Below are 19795 nucleotides of genomic sequence, written 5' to 3'. Positions count from 1 at the left end.
TTCGTTTAGTCGTTTCGGGAGGGTTTCATAGCACCATATCGGCCGACATCGTCGGGTCAACCTCCTCTGGGTCGTCGGTATCGCTGGCTCTTCATCAAGGCTGCGTTCGGACTGCCCTTCGAGGGGGAATCGCGATTCGAATCAAGATATTGTCCGATACCACCGGATAGACGGGCGTCTGTTGAGATCGATCCGGGACGGAAAATCGAAATTGATTCAGTCCGGTGATCCGTTTCTCGAGGCCATTTCCGCACGGTTAACATCGATCGCGTCGATCGTTTCCCGGTCCGAGTATCGTTCCACCGCTACATCAGAATCCGCGCGGACAGGCCGTCGACAACGTCGGTATCGGCGATCGAGACATCGAACGGTTCGATCTCGGGGCCGCCGAGCCGCCACGATGTCTCCTCCTCGAGTGTCACCATGATCGGCTCGCTCCCGAAGTTCATCACCCACGTGTGGCCATCACGGCAGGCGACACGAACGCCCTCGGGGAGCGGATCCGAGCGGCGGACGCCGGCGCGGCCGAGGAGGGACCCGACGAGGTCGTTCGCGAGGTCGGCCTCGGGCCAGACACCGCAGTAGACGACGCATCCGTCACCAACCGTGTTTCGAACGGCCGCTGTCCGTCCGGCTTCGATATCGTTGCCCGCATACTCGAGCACCGGCTCGGCCGTATCAGCGTCGATCCATTCGGCCCATGTCCGGAACGCGTAGTCAGTGTGCGGCTCGTCGGGTCGGACGACGGTCCGCTCGAACTGCATCGGGAGCGTCTCGTGCTGGTCGACGGTCGCACCGACGAGGGGAGACAGCGGACCGGGCTGGGGGTCGGGTCGGAGAGTATTGTCCTCGTCTTTGACGCCCGTCCGCGGGCCGAGTAGCAGTTCGCCGCCGGAGTCGACGTACGCAGTCAGATGGTCGGCTAGCGATTCGGTCAGCAGGTGAAGCGTCGGAGCGACGACCGCGTCATACGATTCGATATCGCTCTCGGGGTGAACGATGTCGACCTGAACGCCGCGTGCTCGGATCGCCGCGTAGAACGACTGTAACAGCTGCCAGTAGTCGAAATCGGGTGCGTGGGACTGTTTACTGAGCGCCCACGCGTTCTCGTAGTCGTGAAGCAGGGCAACAGGTGCGTCGACATCGTCGACGTCGAACAGTTCCTCGGCCGCCCGCGTTGCGTCGTGATACCCACGATCCGGGGACCCATCCTGCTTGCGGAGGCCGGCGTGATACTGTTCTTGGCCCTCGAGGCAGCGTCGCCAGCGGAAGTAGACGATGGCGTCGGCACCGTGGGCGGTCGCGTGGTGGGCCCACAGACGCATCGCTCCCTCCGCAGGCTGCGTGGAGTGTGGCGGCCAATTGACGTCTCCTGGCTGTTGTTCCATCACCCAGAACGGCCGGTCGAGCACGCTCCGGTAGAGGTCGTGATTGAACGAGAGCAGATCGGGATTCCCCGCACGGAGTTCGTCGGTCGTCGTCTCGCCGCCAGCCTGTTGAGCATGGCCGGTCGGGTACGAGTCCCACGAGATCAGATCGAGGTCGTCGCCGACGTCGTAGGCGTCGACCGACTCGAACAGGTTCATGAAGTTGTGCGTGACGAACCAGTCGTCGTTCGCGTCGCGCAGGAGGTTCGCCTGCAGTCGGTTGTACTCGACGACGCTGTCACTCGCAAACCGGGCGAAGTCAAGCCACAGCGAGGGATGGTCCTGGGCAGGCGTCGGCCGTGGGATGTCGACCTGTTCGAAGTCGTCGTACTGCTGACTCCAGAAGGTCGTCCCCCACGCGTCGTTGAGGGTGTCGATGGTTTCGTACTCCTCGCGAACCCAGTCTCGGAACGCGGCGGCACAGTCGTCGCAGTAACAGCGAGTCGTTCCGTGACAGCCGTATTCGTTGTCGGTCTGCCAACCGACGACGCGCGAATCGTCGGCGTAGCGCTCAGCCATCGTCCGGACGACGCGGTCGGTTTCCTCGCGGTACGCCTCGGAGGTGAAACAGTAGTGCCGTCGGCTGCCGACCGATCTGGTCGTTCCGTCGCGGTCCGTCTGGAGGATTTCGGGTCGCTCCTCGACTAACCACCGCGGCGGCGACGCCGTCGGTGTACACAGAACGGCCTGCATCTCGTACTCACCGATCAGGTCGATGATTTCGTCCAGCCACTCGAAGTCAAACTCGCTGCGTTCCGGCTCGAGGACCCGCCATGAGAACTCGGCCATGCGCACGTATTCGATTCCGGCGTTGGCCATCTGCTGAATATCCGTCTCCCACCGTTCGCGCGGCCAATGCTCCGGAAAGTAGCATACTCCGATTGACATAGGTACCCGTTCGCACCGATCATTGTAAACGTTATCATGAAGGGAGAGACGGCGCTGCCTCAGGTAGCACCTCGTCCGCTCACGCTCCACGAATCTAACTGAATCTCCGTGCTAGAACCGCTTCGGGTGGTGGATTCCGTGATCGGGACCACGAACTCCACTATCTCGGTCCGTCGAGTGCGACACTGATCAGCGCCGTACCGGTCCCACGACGGAACGGGTACCGCTCAGTCAGTATCAGCGGAGACGAGTTCGATGTCTGGCTTCGGCGGTTCGTCCATCCCATGACCGAGGAAGTAACTCGGCCACGGCGGCTGGTTGTAGCCGGCGTTCTGCCACGCGATCGCGGTTCGGTACTGAGAATCGTGCAGCAACGTGTGCAGTCGGTGGTCGGTCTCGTACGGCGTCGCATACAGGCGCAACGCCTCGCTGTCTTCGGTCCGCCAGATCACCTCCTCCCGCCAGTCGCCGAGGATGTCTCCCGAGAGACACGGTGTCCCCTTCGAGCCGTTGTTCGACCGCGTGCCGTTGAAGGACTTCACGAGATCCAGTTCCTGCGTCTCCGGGTTCCACTTCTTGATCCAGCCGTGGCCGTACCCCTCGTCCCAGCCGAGGAAGTCGTGGTCCAGCAGCTCTCGGTGCAGGTCACCGGTCCACCAGATCCCGAAATTCATCGAGTCGACGGAGTTCTCATTGATCTGCTCGCCCTGAGCCGACCACAAGCCGATATCGTTGTCAGACAGGGGGATCCCCGCCCACGCCTCGGCACCGTCGTGGTTCGGATCGATGTCCGCGATCAGCCCTCTGCCGATGTCGCCCTCCGCTTCGACGCCCCACAGTAACTCGCCCGTTGCGGCGTCGCGGAACGTCGCTCCGTACGGCCCCCACTCGTGGGGCATGAAGACTTCGAGCCCGTCCCGATCGGGATCGAAGTCGCTCACGTGGAGTGCGTCGCCGTGGTTCCAGCCGGTCGAGTAGAGTCCGGTGCCGTCGTGATCGATGACACACGAGCCGTAGACGATCTCGTCCTTGCCGTCGTCGTCGACGTCGGCGGTGACGAGCTGGTGGTTACCTTGGCCCTCGTACTCCTGATTTCCGTCGTCGCTATCGAAGATCCAGCGAGTCTCGAGTTCGCCGTCGCGGAAGTCCCAGGCGGCCAGCATCGATTTCTCGTAGTAGCCCCGCGTCATGAGGATGCTCGGGCGCTCGCCGTCGAAGTAACCGACGCCGGCGAGGAACCGGTCGGCGCGGTTCCCGTAGCAGTCGCCCCACGAACAGAGGTCTCCGCGCGCGGGCTCGAAGTCCGCTGTTGCGAGCGCTTCGCCGGTCTCGCCGTCGAAGACGGTGAGATACTCCGGTCCCTCGAGAATGCGTCCTACTTCGTTCGTGTAATCCGCGTCCGGGTCACCGATGACCGTTCCGGTCCCGTCGGTGGTACCGTCGGACGTTCGCACGGCCAGTTCTGCCGTCCCGTCACCGTCGAAGTCGTAGACGACGAACGGCGTGTAGTGTGCGCCGGCCCGGACGTTCTGCCCGAGGTTGATCCGCCAGAGGTGCTTGCCCTCGATCGTGTACCCGTCGATCAGGACGTCGCTCGTGTGCCCCTCGTGGGCGTTGTCCTTCGCGTTCGACGGCGTCCACTTCTGGACGATGTCGAGCGTTCCGTCGCCCGTGAGGTCGCCCACGCTCGCGTCGTTCGCGTGGTACGTGACCGTCTCGCCGTCCTCGCCTTCGACGGGATCGGGCTTGTTCAGCGGGATCTCCTTGTACTGGTTGTCCCACACCTCGACGGACTCCGACATGCCGGGTTTCTGGCCGCCGTCTTTCCTGCCGCTGGCTCGACCGTTTCCGACCGCTCGAACCGCGTACGTTGAGTCTGTCGTTCCCTCGGGATCGAGGTAATTCGTGCTGTCGGTGATCGGTTTGTTGTTCACCCGTTCACCGTCGCGATACACGTGGAATCCCAGATCGGTGGGCTCGGTCCCGAGCAGTCGCCATCGGACGAGTACCCTGTCTCCCGTCGGAACGGCCACTAGGCCCCGGTCGAGTGATTCCATCTGACGCGTCGACCCGTTCTTCTCGTCGTCGCTTCCGTTTCTAGCGGATCGGTCGTTCCAACCCGTAGCAGTCGCCGCACCGCTAGTTGCGACCGCTGCCGTCCCGGCTGCGACCCCGCTCAGGATCTCGCGTCGATATCGTCGAAACTGCGTGCTATCGTTACCCATATTAGTCATTGTCTTTCACGCTGCACTTCCCCCATTCATATCGTATTATATAAATATTTTGTTACTATAATTATAGTTAGTGTAACTGTACATCATCAGACATCAATCTCGGTTTCGTCGGTAGCCAACTCCGGGACCACTCGCGCTCCACTCGAGCGAGTCGCGGCCGCGGACTTGAATCGCCGATAGCCGAACGGGACCGAGCTGCTGGTCCCACGCCTCCGTGTACCGTACTGGCTACTTAGACGCATGACGTCGGCTGTCGGTGGATCGTGATGCGACGATACGCGTCCCGTTCAGTCACCGCTGGCGGAGACGAGTTCGATATTGGGTTTTGGCGGTTCGTCCATCCCGTGACCGAGGAAGTAACTCGGCCACGGCGGCTGGTTATAGCCGGCGTTCTGCCACGCAATTGCGGTCCGGTACTGCGGGTCGTGCAACAGCGTGTGTAGCCGGTGGTCGGTCTCGTGAGGCGTCGCGTACAGGCGCAGCGCCTCGCTGTCTTCGGTCCGCCAGATCACCTCCTCCCGCCAGTCGCCGACGATATCTCCCGAGAGACACGGATTGCCCTTCGACGAGTTGTTCGAGCGAGTTCCCTCGAAGGACTTCAGGAGGTCCAGCTCCTGGGTCTCGGGGTTCCACTTCTTGATCCACCCGACGCCGTACCCCGCGTCCCAGCCGAGGAAATCGTGATCCATCAGTTCCCGGTGCAGGTCGCCCGTCCACCAGACTGCGGAGTTGATCGAGTCGACGCTGGCCCCGTTGATCTGCTCGCCGTGAGCGGTCCACATGCCGAGTCCGCCATCGGACAGGGGGATCCCCGCCCACGCTTCCGCACCGTCGTAGTTCGGATCAATGTCGGCGATCAGCCCCCTGCCGATGTCTCCCTCACCTTCCTTGCCCCACAGTAACTCGCCCGTTCCGGCGTCGCGGAACGTCGCGCCGTAGGGCCCCCACTCGTGGGGCATGAAGACCTCGAGTCCGTCCCGACTAGGATCGAAGTCGCCAACGTGCAGGGCGTCGCCGTGGTTCCAGCCAGTCGAGTAGAGCCCGGTGCCGTCGTGGTCGATGACGCACGCGCCGTAGACGATTTCGTCCTTCCCGTCGCCGTCGACGTCGGCGGTGGCGAGCTGGTGGTTGCCCTGGCTCTCGTACTCCTCGTTGCCGTCGTCGCTGTCGAAGATCCAGCGGGTCTCGAGGTCGCCGTCGCGGAAATCCCACGCGGCCAGCATCGACTTTTCGTAGTAGCCCCGCGTCATGAGGATGCTCGGTCGCTCGCCGTCGAGGTAGGCGACGCCGGCCAGGAATCGATCAACGCGATTCCCGTAACAGTCGCCCCAGTCGCAGACGTCTCCGCGCGCAGGCTCGAAGTCGGTCGTCGCGAGTGCCTCGCCCGTCTCGCCGTCGAAGACGGTGAGATACTCCGGTCCCTCAAGGACGTATCCCTCCTCATTCGTGTAGTCGGCATCAGGGTCCCCGATGACCGTCCCAGTTCCGTCCGTGGTACCGTCGGACGTCCGCACGGCCAGTTCCGCCGTCCCGTCACCGTCGAAGTCGTAGACGACGAACGGCGTGTAGTGGGGTCCAGCCCGGATGTTCTGTCCGAGGTTGATACGCCAGAGGTGCTCGCCCTCGATCGTATATCCGTCGAGCAGGACGTCGCTCCTATGACCTGGCAGGTTGTCCCCCGAATTCGATGGCGTCCACTTCTGGACGATATCGAGCGTGCCGTCGCCGGTAAGGTCGCCTACGCTCGCGTCGTTCGCGTGGTACGTGACCGTCTCCCCGTTCTCGCCCTCGACCGGGTCGGGCTTGTTTAGCGGAATCTCCTTGTACTGGTTATCCCATACTTCGACGGCCTCCGACATGCCCGGTTTGCGGTCGCTATCTCCGGTATTCCGCTCTCCGCCGGCCCGTCCGTTGCCGACCGGTCGAACCGCGTACGTCGACTCCCTCGTGCCCTCGGGATCGAGGAAGTTCGTGCTCTCGGTGATCGGCTTGTCGTTCACTCGTTCACCGTCGCGGAACACATGGAATCCCAGATCGGCTGGTTCAGTCCCGAGCAGTCGCCAGCGGACGAGTACTCCGTCTTCCACCGGAACGGCCACGAGCCCCCGGTCGAGTGCCTCCATTTGACACGTCGACTCGTTCATCTCGTCGCCTTTTCCGTTCCCGACGGCAGACCGGCCGTTTCGATCCGCGGCAGTCGCCGCACTGCTAGTTGCGAACGCTGCCGTCCCGGCCGCCACTCCGCTCAGAATCTCGCGTCGGTACCGTCGCAGTTGTGTCTCATTCGTGTCTGAATTAGTCATTGTCTTTCACACCGCACCGTCCCCGTCCAGATCACTCTATATAAATATTTTCTATTATAAACACAGTTGCCGTATATATTATTCAAATCGGTATTAACGCCGATTTTGCCGGCAGCCAACGCTGTGATCGCTCGCACTAGACTCGAGCGAGTCGCGGCCGCGGACTCGAATCGCCGATAGCTGAACAGGACCGAGCCGCTGGTCCCTCGCCTTCGTGTACCGTACTGGCCGCTCAGACGCGCGGTGTCGGCTGTCGGTGACTCGTGACGCTACGATACGCGTTCCGTTCAGTCACCGCCGGCGGAGACGAGTTCGATATCAGGTTTCGGCGGTTCGTCCATCCCGTTCCCCAGGAAGTAACTCGGCCACGGCGGCTGGTTGTAGATCACGTTCTGCCAAGAGAGCGCCACCCGGTACTGTGGGTCGTGCAATAGCGTGTACAGCCGGTGGTCGGTCTCGTGAGGCGTCGCGTACAGGCGCAGCGCCTCGCTGTCTTCGGTCCGCCAGATCACCTCTTCGCGCCAGTCACCGAGGATGTCTCCCGAAAAACACGGATTGCCCTTTGAGGAGTTGTTCGAATGAGTGCCCTCGAAGGACTTCAGGAGGTCTAGTTCCTCGGTCTCGGGGTTCCACTTTTTAATCCAGCCAACGCCGTACCCTGCATCCCAGCCGAGGAAATCGTGGTCAAGCAGTTCCCGGTGTAGGTCGCCCGTCCACCAGATCGCGGAGTTGGCCGAACCGATAGCGTTCTCGCGGATCTGCTCGCCGTGGGCGGTCCACGTGCCGAGACCGCCATCGGTCAGGGGCTTCACTGCCCATGCTTCTGCTCCCGTATAGTTGGGATCGACGTCGGCGATCATGGCCCTGCCGATGTCTTTCTCCCCTCCTCCCTTGCCCCATAGTAACTCACCTGTTCCGGCATCGCGGAGCGTTGCTCCGTACGACCCGTACTCGTGGGGCTGAAAGACCTCGAGTCCCTCTCGATCTGGGACGAAATCGCTCACGTGAAGGGCGTCACCGTGGCTCCATCCGGTCGAGTACAGCCCAGTACCGTCGTGATCGACGACCATCGCGCCGTAGACGATCTCGTCTTTCCCGTCGCCGTCAACGTCAGCGATGGAGAGTTGGTGGTTGCCCTGGCCCTCATACTCCTCGTTGTCCTCGGTGCTGTCGAAGATCCAGCGGGTCGTGAGTTCGCCGTCGCGGAAGTCCCACGCGGCCACCATCGTCTTTTCGTAGTAGCCGCGACCCATGACGATGCTCGGTCGCTCGCCGTCGAGGTAGGCGGGCGTCGGGAGGAAATGATTAACGCGATGGCCGTAGCAGTCACCCCAGTCGCAGACGTCTCCGCGTGCGGGCTCGAAATCTTCCGTCGCGAGTGCTTCACCTGTTTCCCCGTCGAAGACAGTGAGATACTCCGGCCCTTCGAGGATACGTCCATCCTCGGTTGTGTGGTCGGCGTCCGGGTCACCGATGACTGTCCCGGCTCCGTCCGTGGTGCCGTCAGACGTCCGCATCGCCAATTCCGCCTTCCCGTCGCCGTCGAAGTCGTATACTGCGAACGATGTGTAGGCCGGGCCAGCCTGGATATTCTGCCCGAGATTGATTCGCCAAAGGTGTTCACCCTCTATCGTATATCCGTCGAGTAGGACATCGCCCGTATATCCATCGAGCGGGTTTACCTTCGAGTTTGATGGGGTCCACTTCTGGACGATGTCGAACGTTCCGTCGCCCGTGAGGTCGCCCACGCTCGCGTCGTTTGCGTGGTACGTAACCGTCTCGCCGTTCTCGCCCTCAACCGGATCGGGCTTGTTCAACGGAATCTCCTTGTACTGGTTGTCCCACACCCCGACGGACTTCGACATGCCTGGTTTGCGGCCACCCCCTCTGCCGCCGTTCCGCTCCCCGCCGGCCCGGCCGATTCCAACCGGTCGAATCGCGTAGGTCGAATCCCTTGTTCCGTCGGGGTCGAGGTAGTTCGTGCTGTCGGTAATTGGCTTGTTGTTCATCCGCTTACCATCGCGGTATACGTGGAACCCGAGGTCGGCGGGGTCAGTCCCGAAGAGTCGCCATCGGACGAGCACCCCGTCTTCTACCGGAACGGCCACGAGGCCCCGGTCGAGTGACTCCATCTGACGCGTAAACTCCTTCGTATCGTTGCCTCTTCCCTCCCTGTCGGCAGACCGGTTAGTCCGACCGCCAGTGGTTGCTGCACCGACACCGCTGGTCGCAATCGCCGTCGTCCCGACTGCTATCCCGCTCAACAACTCACGTCGATATCGTACGCTATTCGTGTTTGAATCAGTCATTGTCTTTCACGCTTCACTTTCTCAATCCATTATCTATTATTAGAGGATTTGGTAACGGTAACCACAACGGAGGGCCAGCCACGGCGAGAAGAGCCTTCTGCAATTCAGGATATTCTCACTGGCGTCTTTGAATCTGGCCACCCAGTTACAATCGTTTGGAAGGAATCAAACGCGTCCTTGCGCCGAAGCGAGTGTCGGCTCGAGCATGGGCGGGCTGCACAAGTCGCCGTCCGATCACCCACGCCTGCGGCGGAACTGGATCATCTCGAGGCGGTGTCTGACGGACTTGTCTCTCGGTCGAATGCGACAATCGTGTGGTAGTATCACACAGTAACACTTGTGATGGACGAGCGAGAACGATGAACGACATGGCAGAGGAAACCCTTATGGACGCGTTCTGTCGGTTCCGTCATCAGTTTCGGCTGCTGTTTATGGTCTCGGTGTTATCGCTGCTCGTCCTCGGCGCCGTGTTGCCGGCCATCGAGCGAGGGACTGGGACGTACGTCATTACGATCATCCAGCTCGTGACGTTCGCCGTGACCGGTTCCTTCTCGTTCGGAATGATGGTGATCTGCTCGCGACGTGCCGACTAACGGCGACTGTGTCGGACGACCGAATCCGCGTTCTCGCAGCCTACGTTGATCAGATGAGCTCCAAGTACGCTGGCATCTGATTACTAGTCAAAATATACATAAGGGTTGATGGATAGTGGGAAGATGTAGTCATATGAGACACAATCACAGCCGCGTGAATAGACGTCAGTTCATCGGCGCGAGCGCGGGCACAGTCGCCGCCACGCTCGCGGGCTGTCTCGGCAGCAGTAGCGATGACGCGTCGGAGTTCGTGACCGCGTTCCAGGGCGGCCGTCAGCCGACGCAGGTCCACTTCAACCCTTGGAACGCGTCGGACTACGCACAGACCTACAGCATCTACTGGCTTCAGGGCACGGTCGCGACACACGCCGACGGGACCGTGTCGACTGACTTCTTCGAGGATCTCAGCGTCGAGGGTCGGGAGGTCACGATCGAGCTCTCGGATCAATGGAGTTTCTGGAACGGCAACGATATCACCGCCGAGGACTACCTCATCGAACAGGAGATCTGGCGCTACCAGGATCCGGAGGCTTCGCCGATCGAAGGCCACGAACTGGTCGACGATTACACCGTCAAGCGGATCTATAAGGACGAGATCTCGCCGCCTATCGCGCGATCAGAAGCCGAGGGCGGGACGGCCGCTCCCAAGTCGGTCTTCCGCGAGTATTACGAGCGCTATGAGGACGCCACCACGGAGAGCGAGCGAGATGCAGTGACCGACAACCTCCTCCAGATGACGATCGACACCGAGGAATTCGTCGAGGAAGGATACGGAAGCTCGCTCTTCAAGATCGAGGACTTCAATTCCTCCGAAACGCTGGCAACCAAATGGGAGGATCACCCGTGGGCCGACCGGACGGACATCGAGCAGATCAGCGTGCGGCCCACCGAGGGGACCCAAGTCGAGCAACTCGAGAAGAGCGACGAACTCGACATGACCCAGTACATCACCGAGAGCCAGCGGTCGAACTACCCCGACAACATCCAGAACATCTACGAGCTAGACCATTACAGCTGCCGGAAGTATATCCTGAACTGGAACAACAAGCACCTCGCGAGGCGGCCGGTCCGGCGGGCGATCATTTCGGCGGTCGACATCCCCTCGATCGTCGACGCCGCGAATCAGACCGGGTTGATGGCGTCGCCGACGCAGGTCCAGACGGGGATCCGAGCGTCCATCGAGGAGAAGTACCTCGGCGAGGACTTCGTCGACAGTCTCATCGACTACCCCGTTGAGGCCGACGAGGAGACGGCCGTCGAGTACATGCAGCAGGCCGGCTACTCGCGGGAAGACGGCGAGTGGATCGGTCCCGACGGTGACGCGACCGACTTCACCGCCATCACGCAGGCGGGCGTCAGGAAGTCCCAGCCGATGAAGGTCTTCACTGACCACCTCAACGAATTCGGGATCAACGCGGAGATGGAGGCCGTTGGGCAGGATTATTACTCGCGAGTCCAAGAGTGGGAGTTCGACATCGCCTGGATGTGGCACGTCGCGTTGCCGTACTGGCACCCCGTGGCGTACTTCTCGAACAACTTCTACGGCCTCCTCGCCGGCGACGTCACTAGCGATAGCGCCACCGGCCCGACCGGCGTGCCGTTCTCGCTCGACATTCCCGAGGAAGTCGGCGCACCGGAGGTCGGGAGTAACGGCGTCGAGATCAACCCGGCGCAACTGATGGTCGACCTCGAGGGATCGTCCTCTGCGGAGGAAACGATCGATATCACGCGAACGCTCGCCCAGTGGGTCAACTTCGATCTGCCGGCGATCATTCACCTCCAGGAGAACCGCGGGTTCGCCGGCGACGTCGAGACCTTCGACTTCCCGAGCGAGGACGAGTTCCGGATGGACCGTTCCGACCCGGGACCGCACGCGCTGCTGAACGGCCATATCACGACCAACTGAGCCCGTCCTGACACGAACCGAGCCCGAACAGTAGTAGACTTCGATCGGACGAGCATCGTGCGCGCTGGCATTCGATTACAACTAGTCAAAACATACATAAGGATAGATTGTGACTGTGAAACCGTAGTCATATGAGACACAATCACACCCGCGTGAATAGACGTCAGTTTATCGGTGCGAGCGCCGGTACGGTCGCCGCTACGCTCGCGGGCTGTCTCGGCGGCAGCGGCAGTGACGCGACGGAGTTTGTCACAGCGTTTGAGGGTGGTCGTCAGCCGACGCAGGTCCATTTCAACCCCTGGAACGCATCGAACTACGGACAGACCTACAGCATCTACTGGCTTCAGGGGACGATCGCGACACACGCCGACGGGACCGTGTCGACCGACTTCTTTGAGGACATCAGCGTCGACGGTCGGGAGGTCACGATCGAGTTCTCGGACCAGTGGAGTTTCTGGAACGGCAACGACATCACCGCCGAGGACTACTTCATCGAACAGGAGATCTGGCGCTACCAGAATCCGGAGGCCTCGCCGATCGAAGGCCACGAACTGGTCGACGATTACACCGTCAAGCGGATCTACAAGGACGAGGTTTCGCCGGTCATCGCGAAATCGAACGCGGGCGGTGGGACGTCCGCACCGAAATCGGTCTTCCGAGACTATTACGAGCGCTACGAGGATGCGAGCGGGGAAAGTGCCCGTCAGGAAGTCACTGATGAGCTCCTCCAGATGACGATCGACACCGAGGAATTCGTCGAGGAGGGGTACGGCAGCTCGCTCTTCAAGATCGAGGACTTCAATTCCTCCGAGACGCTGGCAATCAAATGGGAGGACCATCCATGGGCGGACGAGACGGATCTCGAGCAGATTCGAGTCTATCCGAACGTCGAATCGGGAACGCAGGTCGAGCAACTCGAGAAGAGCGACAAACTCGACATGACTCAGTACATCACTGAGAGCCAGCGCCCGGACTACCCCGATAATATCGAGAACATTTACGAACTGAGTCACTACAACTGCCAAAAATACATCCTGAACTGGAACAACAAGCACCTCGCGAACCGATCGGTTCGCCGAGCAATCATCGCTGCGATCGATATTCCCTCGATCGTCGACGCCGCGGCGCAGACGGGAATGCTTGCGAGTCCAACGCAGGTCCAAACGGGTATCCGAGAGACCATCGAAGACCAGTACCTCGGCGAGGACTTCGTCGACAGCCTCATTGACTACCCCGTCGAAGCCGACGAGGAGAGGGCAATTTCCTACATGGAAGACGCCGGCTACTCGAGGGACGGCGGTGAATGGGTCGGCCCCGACGGCGATGCAACCGACTTTACCGTCATCACGCAATCCGCCGTTTCACAGTCCCAGCCGACGAACGTCTTCACCGACCACCTCAACGAGTTCGGACTGAACGCGGAGATGGAGGCGGTCGGGCAGGATTACTACTCACGGGTTCAGGAGTGGGAATTCGACATCGCCTGGATGTGGCACGTCGCGTTGCCGTACTGGCACCCCGTGGCGTACTTCTCAAACGACTTCTACGGCCTCCTCGCCGGCGACGTCAACAGCGATAGTGACACCGGCCCGACCGGCGTGCCGTTCTCACTCGACATTCCCGAGGAAGTTGGCGCACCGGAGATTGGGGGCAACGGCGTCGAGATTAACCCGGCGCAGCTCATGGTTGACCTCGAGGGTGCATCGTCTGAAGAGGAGACGAGAGAACTGACGCGAACACTCGTTCAGTGGGTTAACTTTGATCTGCCCGCGATCATCCACCTGCAGGAGAACCGTGGCTTCGCCGGTGACGTGGAGAACTTCGACTTCCCGAGCGAGGACGAGTTCCGGATGGACCGTCCGAATCCGGGTCCGTCGGCGTTACTGAGCGGACGTATCTCGATGAACTAGAACCATCTTGATCATAAAACCCCAAAATAACAGGATATAGGTCATGCAAGGGAACTATTTCGTAAAACGCGTTGGTCAGGCGCTGCTGACGTTTTTCGCGACAGTGACGCTAACGTTCGTTCTGTATCAAATGATGCCAGGTGGCCCTGCCCAAGCACTTCGAAACCAAATCCTCGCCCAGCAGATGGGATCGTCGAATACAATTAACCCAGAGCAAATCGAACAGTTAGTAGCGCAGTATACGAATATAGAGAGTGATGCGCCGATTTACGTGCAGTACTATCAGTACATGAGCAGTGTCTTCCTGGAGCAAGATCTCGGTGAGTCGCTCTACGAGAATACTCCCGTAACGACGCTACTCGCCGAACGACTCCCGTGGTCGATGCTCATCAGTGTCTACGCGATGGTTATTGGCTACACTGTCAGCATCGTGCTCGGGGCGGTGATGGCGTTCAAGGAAAAATCCCAATTCGACTCGGTGTCGTCCGTCGCCGTTATCGGACTCAACTCCACGCCGTACTACGTCGCAGGGATCCTGTTCATCTTCTTCTTTAGCATTCGGAACAATTTCTTCCCGACGGGTGGACGGTACGGACTCGGTATTGAAAAGGGATTCAACCTAGAATTCATGCAAAGTATCGCTACTCACGCTGCACTCCCGATACTTTCGATGAGCGTTCTCGGACTCGGCACGGCGCTGACGATGCGGGGTAACTCCGTCCGCGTCCTTGGGGAGGACTATCTCCGCGTCGCGGAGCTACGCGGGTTGCGCAACTCTCGTATCGCGACCCAGTACGTGGGACGGAACGCCATCCTGCCGATGTACACCCAGTTCATGATCGGTATCGCCGGCGTGCTCAGCAGTTCCGTCATCGTCGAGCAGATCTTCTCCTATCCGGGCGTGGGACTATTGGTGTACGACGCCATACAGGTGCGGAACTACCCCGTACTCATGGGGTCGCTCATCGTCTTCACGCTCGTAACGATCGTCGCGATCCTGATCGCGGATCTGACGTATGGATACATCGACCCCCGAATCTCGTCCGGAGGAAACAATGAGTAGTGAACAACCAGACGATACAGAGGGACTTGAAACGCTCTTCGATGCGGATGTCGACCGAGAGCCGACACCGAGGTCACAGCGACTCAGACGTCAGTTCGACCTGTACGTCGCCGCCCCCTCCCGGGTAGCCATGACCGACTGGCGAGCCGCCATCGGAACGGCAATTGTTACCATATTTTTCCTGATGGGGACCGTCGGTGTCTGGCTTGTCGACCGACCGACGAGCGGCGACGCCCCCGTTCTCGAACCACCGTTCCAGAACTTCGATTACATTCTCGGGACGGACACCTTCGGACAGCCGATCGGGGCACAACTCATCCACGCGACGCCGGATATGTTCCGAATGGTGTTCGCCGGAGCGGTCGTGAGCGTCGGATTCGCGGCGTTGGTCGGCATCGTTTCGGGGTTCCACCGGGGTTCGAAGATCGACACGATACTGATGTCGATCACCGATATCATTATCACGATCCCCGGACTCCCGCTGGTCATCGTCCTCATCGCGATCTTCCAGCCGAAGAATCCGTACGTCATCGGCGTCTTGCTCGGACTTGACAACTGGCCCGGTCTGGCGAGGACCGTGCGTTCGCAGGTGCTCAGTATCCGAGAGGAGTCATACGTAGAGGCGTCACAGATCATGGGCATCTCGACGGGGACGATCCTCCGTCGAGACGTACTCGCCCAGCTCATGCCCTACGTAACGGTGAACTCGGCGCTGGCGTCTCGACGCATCATCTTCGAGTCCGTCGGGCTGTACTTCCTGGGCATCCTTCCGTTCACGACGTTCAACTGGGGCGTTATGATGAACATCGCCTACGAGGGGAACGCATTGAGCCGGCCGGACATGTACCACTTCCTCGCGTTCCCGTTACTGACAATCTTCCTGATGTCGTTCGGACTCGTGTTGTTCTCGCAGGGAATGGACAGCGTGTTCAACGTCCGGCTCAGGGCGCGCCACTCGTCGACAATCGATGACGACGGAGGGTCCGAAGCATGACCCGATCGACGGACGGAAACGACGACAGGACTATGACACTGACTGCCGTTCGCTACGAGAGGACAACGAATGCGTAACACAGACACGATCTTCGAGGTCCGAGACCTCAACGTCACGTTTCAGATGAATCGTGGACAGTCGCGTGTCGTTCGCGACGCCGATCTCGACGTCGTCCGCAACGAAACGCTCGGGATCATCGGCGAAAGCGGGAGCGGCAAGTCCATGCTCGCCTCATCGTTTCTCAACGCCGTCGTCGAACCCGGCGTCTCGGAGGGCGACGTCACGTTCCATCCGGAAGATGGCGACCCGGTCTCCGTGCTGGAACTCTCCGAGTCCGAACTGGATCGGTTCCGCTGGGAAGAGGTCGCCATGGTGTTCCAGGGGGCGATGAGTTCGTTCAACCCCGTCACGAAGATTCGAACGCACTTCAGGGAAACCCTGCAGGATCACAACCGCGACATTTCCGCCGGCATGGACCGAGCACGCGACCTCTTGAAGAGCGTGTACCTCGATCCCGACCGAATCCTCAACTCGTACGCACACGAACTCTCGGGCGGCATGAAACAGCGGGCACTCATCGCGCTAAGCCTGGTGCTCGAGCCGGACGTCCTCGTCCTTGACGAGCCGACGGCCGCACTGGACCTGTTGATGCAGCGCTCGATCGTCACGCTCCTTCGCGAACTCCAGGAGGAGTACGATCTGACGCTCGTGTTCATCACGCACGATCTCCCGCTGTTGACCAAGCTCGCCGACCGTATCGCCGTGATGTACGCGTTCAACATCGTCGAGATCGGGACGACGGACGATCTGCTTTACGAGGCCTCGCATCCCTACACGCGTGCGCTCCTCGACACGACGCCGGATCTGAACGTCCCGGTCGACGAGATGAACATCATCGAAGGGAGCAAGCCGGATCCGGTCGACCATATTCCGGGGTGTTCGTACCATCCCCGGTGTCCGATGGCCGATGACCGCTGTCGATCCGAGGACCCACCAATGATGGAGGTGAGTGATAGCCACGAGTCGGCGTGTTTCTACTACGACGAGGCCGCAGACGCGGTTCCGATTAGCGCTGCGCCCGATACCCGCCCGACGACCGGTCGAAGTACCGCGACTGACGGAGGCGATAACTGATGCCGTCGTCCGAACCGATGCTCTCGATGGACGGCGTCTCCGTCGAGTTCACCGACGGTGGAGGGGTGCTCGATATCTTCGGCGAGTCCGAGACGGTCAGAGCGGTCAACGACGTGTCCCTCGAGCTCGGCGAACAGGAGACGCTCACACTCATCGGGGAGAGCGGCTGCGGGAAATCGACGCTCGGGAAGACGGCGATCGGCGCTCAGAAGCCGACCAGCGGGACGGTCAGCTACCGCGGGCAGGACATCTGGGAGGCGCGAAACGGGGCCGGCGACGCGTCGATCCCGTTCGACGAAATCCGCCACTCGCTCCAGATTATTCACCAGGATCCGGGGAGTGCGCTCAATCCGAATCAGCGGATCCTCACCTCGTTAATGTTGCCGTTGAAGAAGTGGTACCCTGACCTCGGCCGCGACGAGCGAGAGGAGCGCATCCACACGCTGTTCGAACGGGTCGGAATGTCGCCGCCTGGCGATTATCTCAACCGGTACCCACACCAGTTGAGTGGCGGGGAAACACAGCGTGCGGTCCTCGTTCGGGCGTTGTTATTAGATCCCGATCTGATCCTGGCCGACGAGGCGATCAGCGCGCTCGACGTGTCCCTGCGCGTCGAGATGATGGACCTCATGCTTGAACTGCAGGACCTGTTCCAGACCTCGTACCTGTTCATCTCGCACGATCTCTCGAACGCGCGGTACATCGCCGAAAAGTCCGGCGGACGGATTGCTGTGATGTACCTCGGCGAGATCGTCGAGATCGGAACCGTCGAGGAAATCGTCGAAAATCCACAGCATCCGTACACGAAAGCGCTGCAGTGGGCGACGGCGAACCTCTACGAGGACGAAGACGACGAGGAGTTCCCCCTACGGAAAATAGACGTTCCCGATCCGACGGATCTCCCCTCCGGCTGTCACTTCCACCCGCGCTGTCCGAACGCTCGAGAGGTGTGTAAACGCCAACATCCAGGACGGATCCACGCGAACGGCAATGAAGAAAACTACGCTCGGTGCTTCCGAGCGGACGAGACCCACGAGTACTGGAACAGCCCTGAGATAACGGATGAGCCGCCAGTCGATTCACCGTGAGCGGCCGTTCCGACGAAACAGACATGTCCGATATGACCGACAACACCACGATGGAAACGTCTAGCGAATCGAACTCCAGACGGCGCCGATCCGTGAATCTCCCCGGTAGTCGAGCGTCCCGGATATCGGTCGCGATCGCAATCGCGCTGATGCTCGCCGGGATACTCTTCTTTGACGGGTCGATGGCAGGCGTGCTCGGGCTATGGGGCCTCTCACTCCTCGCCGTCACGGTCGTCGGAGACATCGCATATCGGCTCTGGTATCACTACGGATCGTAACACCGGTCACCGTTTCCGTCCAGCCCAGTCTCCTTCACGAGGTACCGTGGTATTCGACTATAGTAGTCACTGAAACGAGTATACGCTGATCGCACAGCTGTCATGCGAGCAGGTATGTAGTGACTTTCGCGATCGAATCTGCAGTGACTTCTGTCCGACAGTATCACCCAGTACGTCGACCGTTCTCTCTTTCGGAACGGTGTTCGTTTCATTATCGTTCGCCCCTCGGAACTCGAGTCGCTCTTCGAGGGCTCCCGAAACCGGTCTTCGAGACGTTCTACTGTTGTCTCTGGCGATAACACATGAGCACTAGCCATCCGTGGGTTCATATCGAGAGCGAAAGGATCACAATCGTATGTCTGTAACCCGTATCCCCCTACACAACAACGTTCTGTACGATTATTTTCGTTTATTTCTATCGGACCTCCTCTATCAGTGGAGAAGCGCATGAGAAGAGAACACATTGCTCAATTTTCGCTCCCACACTGTCCGGCGACCACCGCACTCACTGGACGAACAGACTTCAGCCGAGGAGCCAAACCGACCGATTCCACGCCGCGATAACGCCAGAGCTGGCTTTTCGTGGGATCGTTCCCCGACTCCCTCGAGATGTCCGATGAGTCCGCCTCGCTGGCAGCCGTCGCGAGAATCCCCAGAATTATGTCGGTCGCCGCGAATCGGAACTCATCTAGCATGACGGGTTCTGACATCCGATGGTACGATGGGTGATATTACGACGTTCGGTGAGACGATGCTTCGGTTTTCACCGGAACACGGAGAACGATTGGAAACGGCGGACTCGCTCGAGTTCCGGACGGCCGGTGCCGAGAGCAACGTCGCGATCGCGGCGAGTCGGCTCGGTGCTGATACGACGTGGATCTCGAAACTTCCGGAGACACCGCTTGGTCGGCGCGTTACGACAGATATTCGGGGACACGGGGTCACGCCAGCGATCGCTTGGAGTGATGAGGGCAGACAGGGGACGTACTATATCGAGCAGGGCAGGGAGCCACGTGGCACGAACGTCATTTACGACCGACAAGATGCGGCGATAACGACGACGGATCCCGATGATGTTCCGATCGACACGATTCGATCGTCGGATGTGTTCTTTACTACAGGCATCACACCGGCGCTTTCCGAAACGCTGTATCAAACGACCGCCGAACTCCTGCGCGTCGATACTACGACCGCCTTCGATCTTAATTATCGGGGCAAACTCTGGTCGCAATCGACGGCGAAGTCGGCATACGAGGAACTTCTCCCGCTGGTCGATTTGCTGTTCGTCCCCGAACGCGACGCGCGGTCGATACTCGACGTCGATGGGTCGGCTGCAGCCATCGCCGATGATCTCCGCACGCGGTTCGATTCCGAGACGGTCGTCGTGACACGGGGGGCAGACGGCGCAGTCGCGAGTACCGCACATGGACTCGTTCGGCAATCCGCCTTCGATACCGAGACGGTCGACCCGATCGGGACCGGCGACGCGTTCGTCGGCGCGTTCCTCTCGCGGTACGTCCGCAACGAATCCGTAACGGGCGCACTGAAGTGGGGAGCGGCGGCGGCAGCGTTGAAGCGAACCATCAAGGGAGATCTGGCAGTGATCTCCGAGCCCGAGGTCGAAGCGGTCATCGCTGACGGGGAGTCGAGTATCAATAGGTAGTCCGT

13 protein-coding genes are annotated in these 19795 nt (G+C 60.4%); 9 read left to right on the top strand and 4 right to left on the bottom strand.

Annotation, left to right across the window (positions count from 1 at the left end; translation table 11 throughout):
- Nucleotides 1-305: 305 nt before the first annotated feature.
- The 4 genes from K6I40_RS03850 to K6I40_RS03835 all read right to left on the bottom strand — a co-directional run bounded on the left by K6I40_RS03850 (nucleotide 306) and on the right by K6I40_RS03835 (nucleotide 8984).
- Nucleotides 306-2315, bottom strand: a complete 2010-nt coding sequence (locus K6I40_RS03850) for a beta-galactosidase (protein ID WP_222912923.1) — start codon at nucleotides 2313-2315, stop codon at nucleotides 306-308.
- 227 nt (nucleotides 2316-2542) lie between these two features.
- Nucleotides 2543-4372 carry a rhamnogalacturonan lyase gene (locus tag K6I40_RS03845; protein WP_222913653.1) on the bottom strand — a complete coding sequence of 610 codons (1830 nt, stop codon included), beginning with the start codon at nucleotides 4370-4372 and terminating at the stop codon, nucleotides 2543-2545.
- 464 nt (nucleotides 4373-4836) lie between these two features.
- Complete coding sequence (locus tag K6I40_RS03840) at nucleotides 4837-6852, bottom strand: rhamnogalacturonan lyase (RefSeq protein WP_222912922.1); 2016 nt, start codon at nucleotides 6850-6852, stop codon at nucleotides 4837-4839.
- A 287-nt stretch (nucleotides 6853-7139) separates the two neighbouring features.
- A complete protein-coding gene (locus tag K6I40_RS03835) occupies nucleotides 7140-8984 on the bottom strand; it encodes a rhamnogalacturonan lyase (RefSeq protein WP_222913650.1) in 1845 nt (614 codons plus the stop codon).
- Nucleotides 8985-9520: 536 nt separating this feature from the next.
- Here K6I40_RS03835 and K6I40_RS03830 point away from each other — a divergent pair.
- The 9 genes from K6I40_RS03830 to kdgK1 all read left to right on the top strand — a co-directional run bounded on the left by K6I40_RS03830 (nucleotide 9521) and on the right by kdgK1 (nucleotide 19790).
- Nucleotides 9521-9754: a hypothetical protein gene (locus K6I40_RS03830; protein ID WP_222912921.1), complete on the top strand. Its 234-nt coding sequence runs from the start codon at nucleotides 9521-9523 to the stop codon at nucleotides 9752-9754.
- Nucleotides 9755-9908: 154 nt separating this feature from the next.
- The gene (locus tag K6I40_RS03825) at nucleotides 9909-11660 is read left to right on the top strand and encodes an ABC transporter substrate-binding protein (protein ID WP_255681375.1); all 1752 of its coding nucleotides are present in this window, start codon (nucleotides 9909-9911) and stop codon (nucleotides 11658-11660) included.
- 152 nt (nucleotides 11661-11812) lie between these two features.
- The gene (locus tag K6I40_RS03820) at nucleotides 11813-13570 is read left to right on the top strand and encodes an ABC transporter substrate-binding protein (protein ID WP_255681374.1); all 1758 of its coding nucleotides are present in this window, start codon (nucleotides 11813-11815) and stop codon (nucleotides 13568-13570) included.
- Between the two features lie 43 nt (nucleotides 13571-13613).
- Nucleotides 13614-14633, top strand: a complete 1020-nt coding sequence (locus tag K6I40_RS03815) for an ABC transporter permease (protein ID WP_222912918.1) — start codon at nucleotides 13614-13616, stop codon at nucleotides 14631-14633.
- Nucleotides 14626-15627, top strand: coding sequence for an ABC transporter permease (locus K6I40_RS03810; RefSeq protein ID WP_222912917.1), 1002 nt, complete (start codon nucleotides 14626-14628; stop codon nucleotides 15625-15627). The genes K6I40_RS03815 and K6I40_RS03810 overlap by 8 nt, the downstream gene beginning before the upstream one ends.
- A gap of 69 nt (nucleotides 15628-15696) precedes the next feature.
- Nucleotides 15697-16761 carry an ABC transporter ATP-binding protein gene (locus K6I40_RS03805; protein ID WP_222912916.1) on the top strand — a complete coding sequence of 355 codons (1065 nt, stop codon included), beginning with the start codon at nucleotides 15697-15699 and terminating at the stop codon, nucleotides 16759-16761.
- Nucleotides 16761-17849 (top strand): ABC transporter ATP-binding protein, encoded by a 1089-nt coding sequence (locus tag K6I40_RS03800; RefSeq protein WP_222912915.1) that lies wholly within the window; start codon nucleotides 16761-16763, stop codon nucleotides 17847-17849. The genes K6I40_RS03805 and K6I40_RS03800 overlap by 1 nt, the downstream gene beginning before the upstream one ends.
- Before the next feature lie 50 nt (nucleotides 17850-17899).
- Complete coding sequence (locus tag K6I40_RS03795; protein WP_255681373.1) at nucleotides 17900-18127, top strand: hypothetical protein; 228 nt, start codon at nucleotides 17900-17902, stop codon at nucleotides 18125-18127.
- Nucleotides 18128-18848: 721 nt separating this feature from the next.
- Nucleotides 18849-19790 carry a bifunctional 2-dehydro-3-deoxygluconokinase/2-dehydro-3-deoxygalactonokinase gene (gene kdgK1 / locus K6I40_RS03790; protein WP_222912913.1) on the top strand — a complete coding sequence of 314 codons (942 nt, stop codon included), beginning with the start codon at nucleotides 18849-18851 and terminating at the stop codon, nucleotides 19788-19790.
- The last annotated feature ends 5 nt before the right edge of the window (nucleotides 19791-19795 follow it).

Origin of the sequence: Natrinema sp. SYSU A 869 (assembly GCF_019879105.1) — an archaeon.
GTDB lineage: Archaea > Halobacteriota > Halobacteria > Halobacteriales > Natrialbaceae > Natrinema.
This window is presented reverse-complemented; position numbering and strand designations above follow the sequence as displayed.